Origin of the sequence: Amygdalobacter indicium (genome assembly GCF_029101545.1) — a bacterium.
GTDB classification, from domain to species: domain Bacteria; phylum Bacillota; class Clostridia; order Saccharofermentanales; family Fastidiosipilaceae; genus Amygdalobacter; species Amygdalobacter indicium.
In genome coordinates, this window is the sequence record NZ_CP118866.1 from 611827 (window position 1) to 630197 (window position 18371).

Consider the following 18371-nt stretch of genomic DNA (forward strand, 5'->3'; position numbering starts at 1 on the left):
GGAAATAAGTATAAAATACGAAAATAATTGAAAGGTGGAAATAATATGCGAAAAATTATCAGTTCATTTTTGGCACTTGCCCTGTGTTTGGGGATGACAGCTTGCCATACCGTCGCACCGGAAGTTGCCGCATATCGCAAACATGTACAGTCATTTGACAGCTTGGATTTGCAACAACTGAAAGAGAAAAATAAAAATAAGGAAAGCTTTTTTGTTTATATAGGTAGAGAGAATTGCCCTTATTGTGTAAAATTGGTACCTGAGCTTCTGACAATCCAAAAGAAGTTGAATATTAAGTTTTATTATTTGAATGTGATTAAACCTAATAAGGAAACGGATGCCTTCTTTGACGAGTTGAAATTGGAATATGTCCCGTCAATCGTCTACAGTTTCGAAGGTGAGTTCCACAATATACCGCTGGACTATGATTACGTTAAGAAGAACGGCGTTTATGAGTCGAAGAAGCTTTATCAGGACTTGAAAGAGGCGGTGGATCTGACCAAGCTGTTAAAAAACGCTCCTGCAGCTACGGAAAATCAGAAAAAATAGGTCCAAATAGTGACGAGTTTATACTTAGAAAAATTTATACACTATTATTTAACAATTGCAGGCAGCTTTATTTTAAGCAATATCTACAATAAATCGGTTGATAGCCGGCAGCATTTGTGCGAAATGTATAAATCGACAAGAAAAATTCGTTAAATGCTTGCACTCGAATTTATGGTTTATTAAAATTTAGACAATTATTTTTTAGAAAAAAATAAGGAGGTATTTATGAAGAAAAGACTTATTGCTTCTCTCGTGGTTGCAGCATTAGCCTTAACTGCTTGTTCCACCGGTAAAAGTGGTACGAACGGCGGTAACAGCAATTTTAAGACTGATTCGTTAACTGTAAGTGAGGATTTCGATTTGCAGAAATTGGATTATACAGTTACCGATAAGAATTCCGATCACGAATTTGTATCGAACCTTGTTGATACGTTATTGGAAAATGACCGCTTAGGTAATTTGATTCCTTCGTTGGCAACAGAATGGAAAGCTAATGATGACAAAACAGTTTGGACCTTCAAATTGCGTGACGGTGTTAAGTGGTACACAAACACAGGTGAAGAATATCCTAAGGCTTTAACTTCCGAGGATTTTGTTACCGGTTTACGTCACGGTGCTGACTTCAAATCCAACATGTCCTGGTTGCTCGAAGGCCTTATCAAAGGATATAAAGAGTATTGTGCAAGTAAAAAGACAGATGAAGACTGGGCTAAAGTCGGTATCAAAACACCGGATGAGAAAACTGTTGTGTATGAGTTGACTCATACAGTACCTTATTTTGAAACAATGGTTACATACGGTGTATTCTCTCCGGTTAAGAAAGAATTCTTGGAGTCCAAGGGTGAAGGTTGTAAACTCGGTGCTCCGGATCCGAAAAAATGTGATTTCGGTAAAGCAACACCTGACTCAATCCTTTATAACGGTTGCTTCCTCTTGTCCAAATATCAGGCTAAGTCTGAAGCTGAATTAGTACAAAATGCTAATTATTGGGATAAGAAGAATGTTCATTTGAAGTCCGTCAAATATATTTACAGCGACGGTTCCGATATGTATGCCGGTATTAAGAACTTTGAAGCCGGTACAACAGCAACAGCCGCTTTGGTTGCTGCCTGGAAAGATTATGACGTTTACTTGGAAAAATACAAAAAGTATGCGTACCTTTCTATGCCTAACGCTTCAGCTTTCGGTGTAATTTTCAACATGAACCGTAAGTCCTTCAAGCAGACCAAGTATGCTAATGACGAGACTTTGCGTAAGAACACACGTGAAGCTGTTCTGAATGAGAACTTCCGTAAGGCTTTGCGTTCCGCTTTCGACGCTGTGGCATGGTTGGGCAGTAACGCTCCTGAAGTTGTTGCTAAAGCTCAGATTCGTAACATTAACAACTTCCCGGATGCAGGTACAACTAAAGACGGTACATACTTCGAATTGGTTGAAAAGGCCTTTACAGAACTTAACGGTAAGCGCGTTAACTTGAAAGACGGTCAGTATCCGTGGTTGAACAAAGAAGAGGCTATGAAATACATCGAAAAAGCAAAAGCTGAAGGTGTTAAGTTCCCTGTTCATTTGGATCTTCCGGTAGCTGAAACTCGTAAAGATTTGGTTAACAAAGCTAACTCCATCGCCCAATCCGTTAAAGAGAATACCGACGGTAACATCTTGGTTGAGCCGGTATTGATGGATAGAGAAACTTTGACCAACGTCGCATTCCAGTTGGCCGATCCTGCTAAAGCAGATTATGATATTTCAACCTTCTCAGGTTGGGGCCCCGACTACGCCGATCCTAAGTCCTTCTGCGATATCTTCAACGCTGTTGACGGTACATATTTGAAGAACATGGGCTTGCAACCTGGTGACAAGGACAAAGAAATCAAAGATAAGATCGGTATGTCCGAATATACCAAGATGGTACAGGCAGCCGACAAGGTCACAACAGATATGGATGCTCGTTACAAAGCATACGCAAAATGTGACGCATTCCTGTTGCAAAAAGCTTTCTTCCTGCCCAACTCTCAACAAACACGTGGATTGGCTATTTCCAGAGTTAAGCCGTTCACAAGATACTATGCTCCTTACGGTAAAAACACCAACTGCTGGAAGGGCTTGGAATTACAAAATAAGATGGTAACAGCGGAAGAATTTGCTAAAGCCCAGGACGCTTGGGAAAAGGCAAGAGCTGCATCTAAAAAATAATATTGCTGCTTTTCACATTAAGTAGTATTATTAACTGTACTTTAAGCATAGGGGCGTGCCCACCAAGGCTCACCCCTTGCTTTATATCAAGGGAGCATTTATGAGACGATATATTTTAACAAGATTGCTCAAATCAATTTTTGCGATTTTTATTGTCGTGGCAATTGTCGTTACTATGGTTTTCACCATGATACCGAGATCGAATATCTTTGCTAAAGATACGATCATTAATAAACTCAATGGCAATCAATTGTATTTGTATAAGATGTCAACGTTAAGTAGCTTAGGCTATCTTTCTTTTTATACTCAAAATGAGATGTGCTCAATCAAATCCGATAAGTATGATGAGTGTAAAAAGGTAGGCAGTGCCGAATCCAAACGCGTTTTTGAAGAGTTTGTCAAAAAAGGTTATACGCTCAAAACTTTAGATCAGGGCGGTGATCTTGATGGACAAACTGTTGCTTTCAGGGATTATAAGCCCTATGAATTAATCGCACGTTACTTCGGCAATCTATTCTTCGTTGACCATCTATATCGTGTAAATGATCCTAAAAACAAAAACATGAAACGATACTACAGCTTCGGCGGTAATGCCGGTAACTGGGGTCTGCAATGCTCCGGCTGTACGTATAAATATCAAGTGTATTTCAATAGTCAGTTCCCGTTCATCCATCAAAATGTTATCGCATTGAACTTCGGTAAATCTTATCCGACCTTCTCGGGTGTTAATACGATGGAAGTTATCGGCTCGCCTCAAGGTAAGCCCAAGCCTTTCAAACAGATTATGCCTTCAGGTAAGGAAATGGTCAGTCCGATTTTGCAGGGGACTTGCCGTTATAAATACACTGTCGATGAGTTGGACAAACAGAAATTCAATGATAATTATGCCGATTGTATGCAGGCTAATGAAGCGCCGTCAATGATCGTTACTTCTTATCTCTTCGGTATATTATCTCTGCTTATTGCTTATTTAATTGCAATTCCGGCAGGTATTGCAATGTCACGTAATAAAGGCAAATTCCAGGATAAATTGGGTATCCTGTACATTAATTTGTTAATTGCTATTCCGTCTCTGGCCTTTATCTTCTTGATGAAATATTTAGGTTTTGTTATCGGCATGCCTGATTCTTTCCCGCAACTTGGGTTCGGCAATGTCAAATCTTATGTAATGCCGGTTGTTATTTTGGGCCTTTTGTCTACACCGGGAATCATGATGTGGTTAAGACGTTATATGATTGACCAGTCCAATTCCGATTATGTTAAATTTGCCCGTGCTAAAGGTTTGTCGAACAGAGAAATTTTCAAAAATCATATTTTGAAAAATGCTATTATTCCATTTGTTAACGGTATTCCTTCTTCTATCATCCTGGCTATTTCAGGTTCGGTTATTACAGAAACTGTTTTCGCTATCCCGGGTATGGGTAAGATGTTGCCTGACGCTATTACTTCGGCCAATAATACCATGGTTATCACATTGACCTTTATTTTTACATCGTTGTCGATTTTCTCCGTTTTCCTCGGTGATATTTTGATGACATTGGTTGATCCGCGAATTTCTTTGGATTCCAAGAAGGGAGAATAATATGGCTGATAATAGAGTTACTGATCCTAGATTTGAATTTGTTAATGTTGATGAGTCTATTTCCGAGAGAATAGCTGCACCGGAATACTCCTACTGGAAGAGTGTTTTCCGCAAGTTTTTCTCATCTAAAGTTGCAATATTTATGATGCTCATAGTTATTGCCATTTTGTTGATGTCGATTATCCATCCGATGTTCTCGCATTATGATCATTTGAATCAACAATATGTTAATGATCGCAGCATGCACTTTATTTCGCCGAATTGGAAATATCCGTTCGGTACGGATGATGTCGGACGTGACTGTTTTGCTATGTTGTGGTCCGGTGCCCGTACCAGTTTGTTTATCGCTTTTTCAGCTACTATTATTACCAACTTTATCGGCATAATAGTCGGTATGTTCTGGGGATTTTCGAAAAAAGTCGATAAAGTTATGATTCAGGTTTTCAACGTGGTCGCCAATATTCCGTTTACTTTGATTGTTATGGTTATTGCTTTCGTGGCCGGTGCCGGTATCTGGCAGTTGATTTTCGCCTTATCCGTTACCTCGTGGATCGGTGTTGCCTACTTTATTCGTGTTCAGGTTATGATTATTCGTGACCGGGAATACAATCTGGCCTCCCGTACGCTCGGTTCCAGTACAACAAAGATAGTTATGCACAATATTTTGCCGTATCTGATTTCAGTTTTGGTAACGGCTTTATCCCGCGATATTCCGTCCTTCATTTCCTACGAGGTTTTCTTGGGCTTCATCGGAGTCGGCTTAACCCAATCCAAAGCTTCCCTCGGTAGAATTGTGCAGGAGCATTCACTTTATATGCAATCAGCTCCGTATTTGTTCCTGATTCCGGTATTTATCACGGCTTTAATTTCTATTTCTTTGTATATCGTCGGTCAAACATTAGCTGATGCTAGTGATCCTCGTAATCATATGGTTTAGGAGCGTAATATGAGTGATAAAAATATTATTCTTTCAGTAAAAGATCTTGAAGTAAAATTCAAAGTCCGTGATCGTGTTTTAACGGCTATCCGTAATATTTCTTTTGATTTCGAAGAAGGAAAAGTTGTGGCCATTGTTGGTGAGTCAGGTTCGGGAAAATCCGTTTTTACGAAAACCTTTACCGGAATGTTGGATATTAACGGTATCATCTCACATGGTTCGATTATGTTCGAGGGCCAGGATTTAGCTAAGTTGGTGAAGAATTCCGACTGGGAAAAAATTCGCGGTAAAAAAATTGCCACTATTTTCCAGGATCCGATGACTTCACTTAATCCTGTACGTACTATCGGTTACCAAATTTCCGAAGTTATTATCAAGCATCAGAACAAAACACCGGCCGAAGCGAAACAATTGGCGATTGAATTGATGCACCGCGTCGGTATCAAAAATGCCGAAAAACGTTACGATGAATATCCTTTCATGTATTCAGGCGGTATGCGTCAACGTATTGTTATCGCTATTGCTTTGGCTTGCCGTCCGCGAATTTTGATCTGCGATGAGCCGACAACAGCTTTGGATGTTACAATTCAAGCTCAAATTATAGCTTTGATTAAAGATTTGGCAGCAGAGTACGGTTTCACGACAATTTACATTACCCACGATTTGGGTGTGGTTGCCAATGTTGCCGATGTTGTAGCCGTTATGTATGCCGGACAGTTAGTAGAGTACGGTACTGTCGAAGAAGTTTTCTATGATCCCAAGCATCCATATACCTGGGGTCTGTTATCCTCCTTGCCGCAATTAGGGGAAAAGAATGACGAACTTTTCGCAATTAAAGGAACACCGCCCTCATTGTTCAACACCATTAAGGGCGATGCTTTTGCGCCCCGCAGCAATTATGCGATGAAGATTGATTTTGAAGAAGAGCCGCCGCTGTTCCAAGTCAGCCCGACCCATTTTGCCAAGACCTGGCTTCTGGATGAACGGGCACCGAAGGTGGAGAAACCTGAACTGATTCGTAATTTACATGAAAAAATGATTGCCTTAACCTCAAAAGGAGGAGTTTACAGTGAAAGAGATTAACGAGCAAAAAGAAGTACTCTTGGATGTAAGACACCTGGAAGTTACATTCACCAACAACAATAAGAGATTTCGGGCTGTTAAAGACTGCAATTTCCAAATTTACAAGGGTGAGACTTTTTCCCTGGTCGGTGAATCGGGATCCGGTAAAACTACAATCGGACGGGCAATTATCGGTCTTAATCAAACCTCCGACGGAGATATTATTTATAAAGGAAAAAAGATTAACGGTAAGTTGTCCAAGCAGGAAAAGCATCATTTGGTAAGAGAAATTCAAATGATTTATCAAGATCCTGCCGCTTCTTTGAACGAAAGAGCAACTATTGATTATTGCGTCGGCGAGGGTTTGGATAATTTCAAGTTGTACAAAGATAAAGAAGAAAGACGGGCCAAAATTGATGCGGCTTTGGAAACAGTCGGTTTGTTGCCGGAGCATAAATCCCGTTATCCGCATGAATTTTCCGGCGGTCAACGGCAGCGTGTAGGTATTGCGCGGGCCATGGTTATGGAACCTGATTTTATTATTGCCGACGAACCTATTTCTGCTCTGGATGTTTCCATTCGGGCCCAGATTTTGAATTTCATGAATAAGTTCAAGCGGGAAAAGGGTTTAACTTATTTGTTCATTGCGCACGATTTGTCCGTTGTTCGTTATTTCAGTGATCGTATTGCGGTTATTTATAAAGGCCGTATTGTTGAAATTGCGCCGACGGAAGAGCTTTTCGCTTATCCGTTACACCCGTATACACGTTCCTTATTGCAATCGGTACCGATGCCCGATCCGCGTATCGAAAAGTCCAAGGAGCTGGTTATTTATGATGAAGACGGCCGGGATTTGTCGGGTGAGAAGCCGAAATTACGTCATATTCGACCGAATCATCTGGTATTTATGAATGATCGTGAAATGGCTGAGTACGAGGTAAAATTACAAGAGATGGAAGCCGAAAGAAAATAAAAGCATAGCGGCAATTTTTGTGTTAAAATCTGTTGAGGTTCAATTCTTCAGCAGATTTTTAATTTCTAAAGGAGTAAGTTTTGGATAGTTTTAATCATAATTGTCGTTTGTGTGATAAGGATGCTTCCCAGGTTGTCGAGAAAATTAAACACGATTTATCCGAAGCCAAACCGCAATATAACAGCTTGAAAACAAGTTTTCTCAAACCTGCCAAAGGGCAGAAGTTATCTTTTAACAGTTTCCTCAGTTATGTACGGGGACAGGGAGTGCATATCAGCGGTACCGATCAATGTTCCAGGGTTAAGACTCTGATTAAAGATTACGCGTTAATTAATTTAGGTACGCTCATAATGACTATCGGTGTGACTTTCTTTAAGTTCCCGAACAATTTTGCCATGGGCGGAGTCACCGGCTTTTCCGTAGTTTTTGCTCGCCTGGTTCCGCAAATTTCCGCCGGCACAACAACAATTGTCCTTAATCTCGTCTGCTTAGCGCTCGGTTATATTTTCTTAGGGCGCAGTTTCGGCTTCCGCACAACTTATTCGACTTTATTGATGAACGCCCTGATTGTAGTCTATCAAAAGTATTTTCATCTCACTAAGCCTTTGACGGACCAACCGTTGCTGGAACTGAGTTTTGCCGTACTTTTGCCTTCAATCGGCGGCGCCTTGCTCTTTTATGCCGGCGGTTCGTCCGGCGGTACGGATGTAATAGCCATGTTGATGAAAAAATACAGTAACGTCAATATCGGCAACGCTCTGGTTTATTCCGATTTTTTGATTACATTCAGTTCGTTCCTCGTTTTCGATATTCGCACCGTTTTACTGTCTATTTTGGGTATGCTGGCGCGCGGTTCCATGGTTGATGCGGTTATGAACACTTTAACCATGTCCAAATATTTTATTATCGTTACCACCAAACCTGATATTATCGGTGATTATATTACTTTAGTTAAGCATAGGGGAGCGACCAAATTGCAAGGAGAAGGTTATTTTACCGGGCAGAAGCAGACAGTATTTATTTGTGCCGTCGGTCAATATCAAGCCGGATTGATGGCCCGTGAAATTCGCAAATTGGACGAACATGCTTTTATTCTGTTGACCAGTACCAACGAAATTTTAGGTAACGGTTTTAAGGACACGTTCCGTTAAGCATATGCAAATTTTCAGTTAAATAGGCACCTATACTGCGAAAAATGCGTTATAAATAGCTTTATGGAGACGAATCGTCGATTTTGCGCAGAAGGAGGACAACATGCAGTTAACCAAACTATTTAAGCTGAAACTTTCATCCTTTCAAATAATAATTTTAGGTTTTGCACTCCTGATAGTCAGCGGCGCGTTATTGCTGATGTTACCCATAGCCACGGTCAGCGGAGAGGTAACGCCGTTTGCAGATACGCTGTTTACAGCCACTTCGGCAGCCTGCGTGACGGGACTGGTTGTCCGTGATACGGGAACTTATTGGTCGATTTACGGTAAAACAATAATTCTTCTACTTATTCAAATCGGCGGTTTAGGTGTTGTTACTATTGCCGCCTCTCTGACCTTGCTTTCGGGGAAGAAAATTTCGCTGATGCAGCGCAGTTGGATGCAGGATGCTATATCCGCTCCCAGTGTAGGGGGAATTGTTCGTTTAACTAAATTTATCCTACAAGGTACCTTCATTATTGAGTTGGCAGGTGCTTTAGCTTTAATCCCGGTTTTCTTGCCGGATTACGGCTTTCGGGGCGTATTTCTGGCCATTTTTCATGCCGTATCGGCTTTTTGTAATGCCGGCTTTGATTTACTCGGCCGTAATAATGATTTATATCCCTCTTTGGTGCATTATCGGGCTAATTATTGGCTGAATATTGTTGTTATGCTGTTAATTATTATTGGTGGTATAGGATTTTTAACATGGCAGGATATTTGTCAGAAACGTTGGCATTTCAGGCGCTATCGCTTACAAAGTAAAGTTATTTTGCTGATTACCCTGTTATTGATTATTTTTCCGGCGATTTTCTTCTATTATGTTGATTTTGCCGCTTTACCTACAGGCGAAAGAGTGATTACGTCGTTATTTCAGTCCGTAACTCCGCGGACCGCCGGATTCAATACTGTCGATATTATGAGTATGAGCGACAGCTCCAGAGCAATTATTGTCTGCCTGATGTTGATTGGCGGTTCACCCGGCTCAACTGCCGGCGGTTTCAAAACTACAACTTTAGCTTTGTTGTTTGCTAATGCCTTTGCCGCCTTCCATCGCAAAGAAGAACCGATATTGCTCAATCGACGAATTGAAAATCCTATTATCAGAACGGCAGCAACGATATTTTTAATGTATCTGCTTTTGTGCCTGGGTGGAGCAATATTTATAAGTACATACGAGAGTTTGCCTTTGTTTACGTGTATATATGAAACGGCATCCGCTGTCGGTACCGTCGGTTTGACTTTAGGCCTGACGCCTAATTTACATATCGCATCCAAACTGGTTTTAATTGCGCTGATGTTTTTAGGAAGAGTCGGAGCTATGACCTTGATTTTTGCAGCTTTGAATGAAAAGAAATTGATTAATTCCAAATTACCGAAAGAACAAATTATGGTAGGTTAGGTGTAACATGAAGAATATTTTATTAATCGGTTTAGGACGTTTCGGCCGCCATATTGCGATGCAACTGGCTGAAGAAGGCCATCAGGTTATGGCCGTCGATTTTAACGAGGGTAGAGTGAATGCAGTCATGGATTATGTCACCAATGCCCAAATCGGTGACAGTACACAGGCTGATTTTCTCCGTTCCCTGGGTATTGGCAACTATGATGTTTGCTATGTAACTATCAGCGGCAATTTCCAAAATTCTTTGGAAACGACCTCTTTATTGAAAGAGTTGGGCGCCAAATTCGTTATTTCCAGAGCGGAAAGAGATGTCCAAGCGAAATTTTTGCTGCGTAACGGAGCCGATGATGTTGTTTACCCTGAGAAACAAATGGCTAAATGGGCTGCGATTCGTTATACGGCGGATCACGTTTTCGGTTATGTTGAGTTGGATCAGGACCATGCCATTTTTGAAGTGGAAGTGCCGGAAAAATGGGTCGGTCATACAATCGGCGAGCTTGATGTCCGCCGTTTATACGGCATAAATATTCTGGGAATAAAAAAAGACGGCAATACCGATGTCGTTGTTACTCCCGCTACCAAGCTCACGCCGGATGTTACTATACTTGCTTTAGGTGAGTACAAAGCTTTACATAAGTGCTTCGATATCTGATTTTTGTGCAATTGCTGAAATAATATGCGCATTTTAGTGGATTTATTAGGCAATTATGTGCATATCTGTGATAATCTGATATAATTACCATATATAACTTAGTTTATCAGTGGGGAGAATACAATGGATCAAGCTTACTTGTTTAATATTGGCGAGAACTTTGAGAGTTATAACTTTCTCGGTGCTCATCGGACTCGAGAAAATGATCAGGACGGCTATGTTTTTCGCGTTTGGGCACCCAATGCCCAGGCTGTAACTGTTTTCGGTTCATTTAACGGGTGGAATAAATTTGAGTACTTTATGCACAAAGATTGGGCAACAGGCATATTTTCACTGTTTATTCCCAATTTAGCCGATTGGACACGTTACAAATATTGTGTACAGCAGCAAAGCGGCAATTGGGTGGATAAGATTGATCCTTTCGGTCGCCATTTTGAAGAAAGACCAAGTACAGCTACGATTTTGGTAGGTGAAGGCGATTATGTCTGGCAGGATGAAGAATTTTGTCGGCAAAGAAAATCAGTATTCGATCCGCAACCTTTGAATATTTATGAAATGCATCTTGGCAGTTGGATGAAACATTGGGACGGTAATTGTTACAGTTATCGTGACTTAGCTGAGAGATTACCCGATTATTTGAACGATATGGGCTACAATGCCGTGGAGTTTATGCCGGTAACTGAATATCCGCTGGATGCTTCTTGGGGCTATCAGGTAACGGGATATTTCGCTGCCACGTCGCGTTACGGGACACCGAATGACTTGAAATATCTGGTTGATTGTCTGCATCGCCATGGAATCAAAGTTATTTTCGACTGGGTGCCGGCTCATTTCCCGAAGAATGAGGTGGGCTTGGCTCGCTTTGACGGTACGCCGCAATTTGAATATGCCGATCCTTTGAAAGGTGAACAACCCAGTTGGGGTACATATATTTTCGATTTTGCCAAACGTGAAGTACACAGCTTCTTAATTTCTTCCGCTAATTTTTGGATTAAAGAGTTCCATGGTGACGGTATTCGTGTCGATGCAGTTTCCGCTATGCTTTATTTGGACTTCGATAAACCTAACGGCAGCGTGCGTAATGTCTATGGCGGTAATGAGAATCTGGAAGCGATAGATTTCTTACGCCGGGTAAATTCTATTTTGCGTGATCGCTATCCGTATTGCATGTTAATTGCGGAGGAATCGACAGCTTATCCTTCGATTACCAAGAGTGCGCAGGACGGCGGCTTAGGTTTCACCCATAAGTGGAATATGGGTTGGATGCACGATACATTGGACTATTACAGCTTGGATTACCTTTATCGCGTCTATCACTACCATATGTTAACTTTCTCGTTGACTTATGCTTTCAGTGAGAACTTTGTCTTACCTTTCTCACACGATGAAGTCGTACACGGCAAAAAGTCGATTTTAGGCCGACAGTTCGGCGATTTATGGCGGCAGATGGCCAGTGCCCGTTCTTTGTACGCCTGGCAAATCGGTCATCCAGGAGCCAAACTTAATTTCATGGGCTACGAGTTGGGGCAGTTCGCCGAATGGAATTTTAATGAACAAATCGACTGGTATTTGTTGGAATATGAACATCACGCCAAATTACATAATTACATTCGCAAGTTGAATCACTTGTACTTATCCGAACCGGCTTTATGGACCAAGGAACATGATTGGTCCGGATTTAAGTGGTTACAGGTCAACGATGCCAAGAATTCCGTTTATGCCTATGCCCGCTTTGCCGACAAACCGGAAGATACCTTGGTCTTTATCTTCAATAATACACCGGCGGTTTTGGACGATTATAAATTGGAATTGCCCTACTACGGTAAATATGAAGTTTTGCTGAATTCCGATGATAATGAGTGGTACGGTTCCGATAACTTGGGTAAATTGCAGGAAATTCAAACGGTTACTTTGGATGCGGCTGCTGCCAAACAGAATTACGATCTGACAAAAGAAAAATTTGATAAAAAATTGCAGAAGTTCTCGAAAGAGCATGCCGAAATGAAGAAGAAGCTTGCCGCACTTAAAGAAGAATACGTTGATTTGTTGCTGGAACAGGCTAATTACGGTAAATTGATGACGATGACTCGAGATGATATTCAGAATCTGCATTATCCGGAATTGAAATACTACTCTTTACCTGATTTGGCGATGACCGAATTGCAAACTTTGACAAGTCCTTATGCCAGCTGCGACATTAAGTTGCCGCCGTTATCAGTCTTGATTTTAAAGTACAAGGGTAACTGAAAATCCGTTGTCTATTGTCGATAACAGCAAAAAATGCCGCCATCAGGCGGCATTTTTAATTATAAAAAGCTGGAAATCAGAATCGAACTGACGACCTACTGATTACGAATCAGTTGCTCTACCGACTGAGCTATTCCAGCGAATAATACAAAATTATTATAAGGGAAAATTCCGGCTTGTCAAATTAGCAGCGGATTTTGGTATAATAGGAAAAGATAGAAATTGGAGAATTTATGAATAAAACAAATAGTAACAATGTGAAAATACCGGGCGGCAAACGAATCCGCTTCAAAACATTTAAGCCGCAAAATAATATTAAACCGCAGCCGATCGGACCGGTGACGAATAAATTGGCGAACGAAAATAAAGAAAAGCGTAACGGGAAGAACTTGCCGCTCATAGCGACCAAGACTCCGGTTAAAAGCAGCAAGGCGCCGTTATTTGCTCACGGCAGCAGAATAAGAATAGCTAAAAACAAGTTATTACAAAAGAATCAAATTCGCCCGTACAAAAGAACTAAACTGAAGTTGTTGTATCGGCCGAATTTATCGCCGCAGTTGGAGTTTTTAAAACTGGCTGACAGTGAACCTAAATTTAACACCTATGAAAATCGTTTTCAAAGAATGATGTCTGTTCAGACACCTCGTTCGGTCAGTAAGCAGCTGCCGAAAGCACCGCAGGGAGCGCTTAAAATTATCCCTTTAGGCGGTCTGTGTGAAGTGGGTAAAAACTTAACATGCTATGAATACGAAAATGAGATTATAGTTGTTGATGTCGGCGTGAAGTTTCCGACAGAGGATCATCCGGGAATAGACTCGGTTTTGCCTAACATGCAATATCTTTACGATAATAAAGATAAAATCAAAGGTATTTTTATTACCCACGGACATGAAGATCATATAGGCTCAATTGCCTGGCTGATGGAAAAGGTTAAAGCCCCTATATTTGCCGGCCCTCTGGCTATCAAATTAATTGAGAAAAAATTGAAAGAGCGGAACTTAACTAATGCCTGTCGTGATTTACATGTTTGTCATAGCGGTGAAACTGTAATAGCCGGTAAATTTAAGGTGGAATATATTCATGTTAATCACTCGATTGCGGATGCCTTCTCTTTGGCGATTTTCACTCCGGCCGGAACAGTTATTCATTCAGGTGATTTTAAGGTGGATTTTACGCCGATAAACGGACAGGCGATTGATCTGCAACGTTTTGCCGAATTGGGCAAAGAAGGCGTTCTTCTTTATATGTGTGAGAGTACGAATGCGACCAAAAACGGTTATACGATGTCGGAAAAAACTATCGGTCGGTGCTTTGATGATTATTTCCGGGAAGCTGCAGGCAGAATCTTTGTTTCTACTTTCTCGAGCAATGTTGATCGGGTGTCTCAAGTTATCTCCGCGGCCGAAGCTTATAATCGTAAAGTTTGTCTTTTAGGACGTTCGATGCAGTCCGTTTTCCAAGCTGCCTTTGACTTGGGATATATTAAAATTAAGCATAATACTTTAATTGATTTAAAAGATATTCATAAATATAAGCCGCAGGAACTGTGCTTCATTATGACCGGCAGTCAGGGAGAGCCTTTAGCTGTTTTAAGTCGAGTTGCTTATTCGGAGCATCCGGCCATCAGTATCAAAGAAGGCGATACCATTATTTTGAGTTCTTCTCCCATCCCCGGTAATGAACGTTCAGTTGTCAGGGTTATTGATGAGTTGTATAAACACGGTGCTACGGTTATATATAATCAATTGAATGAAGTGCATGTTTCGGGGCACGCTTCAAGAGAAGAATTGAAATTGATGCACAGCATTATCAAACCGCGTTACTTTGTTCCGGGACACGGTGAATACCACATGCTTTATGAACATGCTAAATTAGCGCATGAATTGGGGCAACCGTGGAATAATATTTTTATTATGCATAATGGTGACGTCCTTTCTTTGAAAGACGATTTTGCCGCTATTACCGGATATGTACCGGGTAACGACGTTTTGATTGATGGCAGCACCAGAACTTTGGCTAATACCAAAGTTATTCAGGAACGTCATACTTTAGCTGATAAGGGCTTAATCGATCTGGCCTTTGCTGTAAATGAATTGAACGGTGACCTTTTGGGTGAAGCGGAAATTAAGACTGTCGGTTTTATTTTTGAAACCGACAAGGGAATTGAACATAATTTTAAAGAGGTAATCAGTCGGGAAATTCAGGCGGCGAAGAAGAGCGGCAAACCGTTGGCAACATTCTTGACCTCAGATTATTTCCGCCAAAAACTTTTAGCTTATTTACATAAAGCGACGGGGAGAGAAGCTGAAATAATTATTAGTATTGTCCCTGTACGTCTGCGATAAGTTGTGTTATAATATCAAAGTTATTTGCACCTAAACAGGTGCCCTCGCCTGATATTTTCAGGCCAATGTCCGAGAGGAGGTGAAGTCATGGATCGTAACTATGAATTAATGTTTGCATTAGTTCCGACTTTAGATGAGGAAGCTTTGAAGCAAGCTGTAGAGAGTATTGAAGCTTTAGTTAGCTCCAACGCTACAATTACATCTTCCGAAGCTGTCGGTAAGCAACGTTTAGCATACGAAATCAATGATTACAAGGAAGCTTATTATCATGTTGTTAAATTCCAAACAGCCAAAATTGAGCATCCGAAAGAAATTGATCGTTTGTTGAAGATTAATGAATCTGTTCTGCGTTTTATTATTGTTCGTCAAGACAAGTAATTGGAACGCGAAAGTTGATGGAGGCAAATAATAATGAATAAAGTTATTTTGATGGGTCGCTTAACTAAAGATCCGGAATTACGCCGGACCAACACGAGCGGTATACCTGTGGTTTCTTTTACTTTGGCGGTTGATCGTCGCTTCAAATCACAAAACGGTGAACGCGAGACTGATTTTATTTCGTTAATTGCTTGGCGTCAACAAGCTGAATTTGTTGCCAAATATTTGCATCAAGGCTCTAAAATTTGCGTAGTCGGCACCCTTCAAACTCGTAGTTATGAGAAGAACGGTGAGAAACGTTATGTTACGGAAGTGGTAGTTGAAGAGGTTTACTTTGCTGAAAGTAAAAACGGCAGTGCTCAAGGCTCCAATTCTGCCGCGAACTATACGCCGACAGCTAAAGCTCAGGGACAGGCTCCCGTACAGGCTAATGATGCCTTTGACATGGATAACGGTGACGAATTCTTTAAGACTTCAGGCAGTGATGATGTTCTGCCGTTTTCTTTATAACTAATGAAGGAGTTACAATATGGCTGAAAATCGCAGTTTTCGTCGTCCGCATCGTATGCGCAGAAAAGTTTGTCAGTTCTGTGCCGACCATGTGGAAGTAATTGATTACAAAGATGTCAATACTTTAAAGAAATTTATTACTGAAGCGGGCAAGATTTTACCGCGTCGCAACAGCGGCAACTGTGCTAAACACCAACGTCCGTTGGCTGTAGCAATTAAACGTGCCCGTTTTATGGCGCTTTTACCTTTTGTCGGTGAGTAGTTTATCTATCTGTTGATAATTGATTTAGTCCTCTTTTGCACTTTTTAAGTTGCTTCGGAGGACTTTTTTATACTTGGTTTTTCTTTTCTTAAATTACCGATTTTTTTGTTTTATTTGGTAATTCTATCGTTTCACTAAAACAATATATGCATGTGCACAAAATTGTCCCTTTCTCTTGCACTAAACTTAGTTAATTAGTATAATTTAAGAAATTAAAGGAGTAGAGAGTTATGTGGGCTATTGTAGGAACATGGCGTATGGCTTTAGAAGGTATTACTAAGGCTGCCGGTGAACTGTCTGCGGGCAGAAGTGCCGGGGACGCTTTGGAAATTGCCGTTAAAGAAACGGAAGATTATCCTTATTTTAAGTCCGTCGGCTACGGCGGTTTACCTAATGAGAATATGGAAGTCGAGCTGGATGCAGGTTATATGGACGGCGATGATCTGACTGTCGGTGCTGTAGCCGGTATCAAAGATTTTGCTAATCCTATCTCCGTTGCCAGACGTTTGTCACTTGAAAAATGCAATAATTTTTTGGTAGGTACGGGCGCTGAAGCTTATGCTTCCAAATCCGGTTTTGAGCGTAAAACTATGCTGACTCAAAGAGCAAAAATTCATTATTATAATCGTCTGAAACAGGAACAGAAAGAGAGCAAAGCGGCAAATTTGAAACCGTATATCGGTCATGATACCGTAGGCATGGCCTGTTTAGATCAGGCACAGAAAATTTGTGTTGCTACGTCAACTTCCGGCTTGTTTATGAAACGCCCGGGACGGGTAGGAGACAGTCCGCTTGTCGGCTCCGGTTTCTATGCCGATTCTGCAATCGGCGCAGCTACGGCGACCGGTTTAGGCGAAGATATTATGAAAGGCCTGATTTCATACGAAATTGTGCGTTGCATGGAAGAAGGTATGTCGGTTCAGGCAGCTTGCGAAATGGCTGTCAATAAGTTGGATTTGCGTTTAAAAAAGATTAACGGTACGGCGGGTGATATTTCAGTTGTCGCATTGGATAAAAAAGGTAATTTCGGTGTAGCAACCAATATCAGCGGCTTTTCTTTTGTTTATGCTTCTGAAAAAACGGCGCCGACAGTATATGTCACGGAATTGAAGGAAGGACATACTTTGTATACGCCGGCTAAACAGGAATGGTTGGATGAGTATATTAAAACTCGAACCGCACCGTTGAAATTATTATAAAAAATTGAGGGAGATTTATATTTATGGAAGATATGGAAATGATTTGCTGTCAGATAATAGCTCAGGCCGGTACGGCGAAATCATCTTTTATTGAAGGTATGCGGGCAGCGCGCGGCGGTGATTTTACTCGCGCCGAAAAATTATTAAGTGAGGGCAATGCTGCTTTCGCCAAGGCTCATGATGCGCACAGACAATTATTGGTCAAAGAAGCTAACGGCGAAAAAATCGAATTTTCTTTGCTGTTGTTACATGCGGAAGACCAATTGAATTCGGCCGATATCTTTAAGACTGTCGCTGAAGAAAATGTAGAAATGTTGCGAGTTTTATTGCGCAAATAAGTGCTGCGGAAAGAAATCGCTTATGGCTTTTAAACGTTTGTGTGCCTTTGTTTTGGACTGGTATTTATCGTCTTTGATTGTCGAAGCGGCAATCAGATTGTTAAGCTACCTGTTGCAATTGTCGCCGAAGTTAAGTATCACATCCGCTTACATTGAGATAAGCGTTTCATTGGCAGTTGCTTTCATTTATTATGTGCTCTTACCCTACGGCGGTAAGACGGCCGGGACTTTGATGATGCGCCTGTTTAATTTGGCAATTGTTGATTACAAAACAGCAGCTAAGCCGAAGTTCGGTGCCTTGTGCAAGCGCTTTTGCTTCGCCGGTTTTCTGCTGCAGGGGTATTTTTATTCTCAATTCACAAGGACATGGGAAAATTTACAGCATATTATAAATGTAAAAGAACTGATGTGGTTGGATCAGGCATTCTTAATTGCTTCAGTCGTTTGCTTATTGCTGACCATTTACTTAGGTATAAAAAACAAAAAATTTGACCGCTCGATACAAGACTGTATAGCACAGACAAAAGTAATCGTGCCGGTTTGAGGGAG

At 41.1% G+C, this 18371-nt stretch carries 17 protein-coding genes and 1 tRNA gene; 17 read left to right on the top strand and 1 reads right to left on the bottom strand.

Features of this window, described 5'->3' with window-relative positions; all coding sequences use genetic code 11:
- Nucleotides 1-45: 45 nt before the first annotated feature.
- The 10 genes from PYS60_RS02530 to glgB all read left to right on the top strand — a co-directional run bounded on the left by PYS60_RS02530 (nucleotide 46) and on the right by glgB (nucleotide 12790).
- Complete coding sequence (locus tag PYS60_RS02530) at nucleotides 46-549, top strand: thioredoxin domain-containing protein (RefSeq protein ID WP_315570568.1); 504 nt, start codon at nucleotides 46-48, stop codon at nucleotides 547-549.
- A 225-nt stretch (nucleotides 550-774) separates the two neighbouring features.
- On the top strand, nucleotides 775-2742 hold the full coding sequence (locus PYS60_RS02535) for an ABC transporter substrate-binding protein (protein ID WP_315570570.1): 1968 nt from the start codon (nucleotides 775-777) through the stop codon (nucleotides 2740-2742).
- Nucleotides 2743-2842: 100 nt separating this feature from the next.
- Nucleotides 2843-4324, top strand: coding sequence for an ABC transporter permease (locus PYS60_RS02540; protein WP_315570572.1), 1482 nt, complete (start codon nucleotides 2843-2845; stop codon nucleotides 4322-4324).
- 1 nt (nucleotide 4325) lies between these two features.
- The gene (gene oppC, locus PYS60_RS02545) at nucleotides 4326-5261 is read left to right on the top strand and encodes an oligopeptide ABC transporter permease OppC (protein ID WP_315570574.1); all 936 of its coding nucleotides are present in this window, start codon (nucleotides 4326-4328) and stop codon (nucleotides 5259-5261) included.
- Between the two features lie 9 nt (nucleotides 5262-5270).
- Entirely contained in the window at nucleotides 5271-6344 is a 1074-nt protein-coding gene (locus PYS60_RS02550; protein WP_315570576.1) for an ABC transporter ATP-binding protein, read from the top strand.
- A complete protein-coding gene (locus PYS60_RS02555; RefSeq protein ID WP_315570577.1) occupies nucleotides 6331-7296 on the top strand; it encodes an ATP-binding cassette domain-containing protein in 966 nt (321 codons plus the stop codon). Before PYS60_RS02550 ends, PYS60_RS02555 begins: the two co-directional genes overlap by 14 nt.
- A gap of 80 nt (nucleotides 7297-7376) precedes the next feature.
- A complete protein-coding gene (locus PYS60_RS02560) occupies nucleotides 7377-8447 on the top strand; it encodes a YitT family protein (protein ID WP_315570579.1) in 1071 nt (356 codons plus the stop codon).
- A gap of 103 nt (nucleotides 8448-8550) precedes the next feature.
- Nucleotides 8551-9888, top strand: a complete 1338-nt coding sequence (locus tag PYS60_RS02565; RefSeq protein WP_315570581.1) for a TrkH family potassium uptake protein — start codon at nucleotides 8551-8553, stop codon at nucleotides 9886-9888.
- A gap of 7 nt (nucleotides 9889-9895) precedes the next feature.
- Nucleotides 9896-10543: a potassium channel family protein gene (locus PYS60_RS02570; protein WP_315570584.1), complete on the top strand. Its 648-nt coding sequence runs from the start codon at nucleotides 9896-9898 to the stop codon at nucleotides 10541-10543.
- A gap of 123 nt (nucleotides 10544-10666) precedes the next feature.
- Nucleotides 10667-12790, top strand: a complete 2124-nt coding sequence (glgB, locus tag PYS60_RS02575; protein WP_315570586.1) for a 1,4-alpha-glucan branching protein GlgB — start codon at nucleotides 10667-10669, stop codon at nucleotides 12788-12790.
- A gap of 67 nt (nucleotides 12791-12857) precedes the next feature.
- On the opposite strand, the gene PYS60_RS02580 is transcribed toward glgB, so the two are convergent.
- Nucleotides 12858-12930: transfer RNA gene (locus PYS60_RS02580), tRNA-Thr, on the bottom strand.
- 93 nt (nucleotides 12931-13023) lie between these two features.
- Here PYS60_RS02580 and PYS60_RS02585 point away from each other — a divergent pair.
- From PYS60_RS02585 to PYS60_RS02615, 7 genes are all read left to right on the top strand, one after another.
- A complete protein-coding gene (locus tag PYS60_RS02585; RefSeq protein ID WP_315570588.1) occupies nucleotides 13024-15135 on the top strand; it encodes a ribonuclease J in 2112 nt (703 codons plus the stop codon).
- A gap of 87 nt (nucleotides 15136-15222) precedes the next feature.
- Nucleotides 15223-15513 (top strand): 30S ribosomal protein S6, encoded by a 291-nt coding sequence (rpsF, locus tag PYS60_RS02590; protein ID WP_315570590.1) that lies wholly within the window; start codon nucleotides 15223-15225, stop codon nucleotides 15511-15513.
- Between the two features lie 33 nt (nucleotides 15514-15546).
- The gene (locus PYS60_RS02595; RefSeq protein ID WP_315570591.1) at nucleotides 15547-16023 is read left to right on the top strand and encodes a single-stranded DNA-binding protein; all 477 of its coding nucleotides are present in this window, start codon (nucleotides 15547-15549) and stop codon (nucleotides 16021-16023) included.
- A gap of 19 nt (nucleotides 16024-16042) precedes the next feature.
- Nucleotides 16043-16285: a 30S ribosomal protein S18 gene (gene rpsR, locus PYS60_RS02600; protein ID WP_315570593.1), complete on the top strand. Its 243-nt coding sequence runs from the start codon at nucleotides 16043-16045 to the stop codon at nucleotides 16283-16285.
- Between the two features lie 230 nt (nucleotides 16286-16515).
- Entirely contained in the window at nucleotides 16516-17484 is a 969-nt protein-coding gene (locus PYS60_RS02605; RefSeq protein WP_315570595.1) for a N(4)-(beta-N-acetylglucosaminyl)-L-asparaginase, read from the top strand.
- 23 nt (nucleotides 17485-17507) lie between these two features.
- A complete protein-coding gene (locus PYS60_RS02610) occupies nucleotides 17508-17822 on the top strand; it encodes a PTS lactose/cellobiose transporter subunit IIA (protein ID WP_315570596.1) in 315 nt (104 codons plus the stop codon).
- 22 nt (nucleotides 17823-17844) lie between these two features.
- A complete protein-coding gene (locus tag PYS60_RS02615; RefSeq protein ID WP_315570597.1) occupies nucleotides 17845-18366 on the top strand; it encodes an RDD family protein in 522 nt (173 codons plus the stop codon).
- Nucleotides 18367-18371: the final 5 nt, after the last annotated feature.

Bases quoted from the DNA above. Each gene is read 5' to 3' on its own strand.
- PYS60_RS02530 (WP_315570568.1), top strand. From the start codon at position 46: ATGCGAAAAATTATCAGTTCATTTTTGGCACTTGCCCTGTGTTTGGGG.
- PYS60_RS02535 (WP_315570570.1), top strand. From the start codon at position 775: ATGAAGAAAAGACTTATTGCTTCTCTCGTGGTTGCAGCATTAGCCTTA.
- PYS60_RS02540 (WP_315570572.1), top strand. From the start codon at position 2,843: ATGAGACGATATATTTTAACAAGATTGCTCAAATCAATTTTTGCGATT.
- oppC (WP_315570574.1), top strand. From the start codon at position 4,326: ATGGCTGATAATAGAGTTACTGATCCTAGATTTGAATTTGTTAATGTT.
- PYS60_RS02550 (WP_315570576.1), top strand. From the start codon at position 5,271: ATGAGTGATAAAAATATTATTCTTTCAGTAAAAGATCTTGAAGTAAAA.
- PYS60_RS02565 (WP_315570581.1), top strand. From the start codon at position 8,551: ATGCAGTTAACCAAACTATTTAAGCTGAAACTTTCATCCTTTCAAATA.
- PYS60_RS02570 (WP_315570584.1), top strand. From the start codon at position 9,896: ATGAAGAATATTTTATTAATCGGTTTAGGACGTTTCGGCCGCCATATT.
- glgB (WP_315570586.1), top strand. From the start codon at position 10,667: ATGGATCAAGCTTACTTGTTTAATATTGGCGAGAACTTTGAGAGTTAT.
- PYS60_RS02585 (WP_315570588.1), top strand. From the start codon at position 13,024: ATGAATAAAACAAATAGTAACAATGTGAAAATACCGGGCGGCAAACGA.
- rpsF (WP_315570590.1), top strand. From the start codon at position 15,223: ATGGATCGTAACTATGAATTAATGTTTGCATTAGTTCCGACTTTAGAT.
- PYS60_RS02595 (WP_315570591.1), top strand. From the start codon at position 15,547: ATGAATAAAGTTATTTTGATGGGTCGCTTAACTAAAGATCCGGAATTA.
- rpsR (WP_315570593.1), top strand. From the start codon at position 16,043: ATGGCTGAAAATCGCAGTTTTCGTCGTCCGCATCGTATGCGCAGAAAA.
- PYS60_RS02605 (WP_315570595.1), top strand. From the start codon at position 16,516: ATGTGGGCTATTGTAGGAACATGGCGTATGGCTTTAGAAGGTATTACT.
- PYS60_RS02610 (WP_315570596.1), top strand. From the start codon at position 17,508: ATGGAAGATATGGAAATGATTTGCTGTCAGATAATAGCTCAGGCCGGT.
- PYS60_RS02615 (WP_315570597.1), top strand. From the start codon at position 17,845: ATGGCTTTTAAACGTTTGTGTGCCTTTGTTTTGGACTGGTATTTATCG.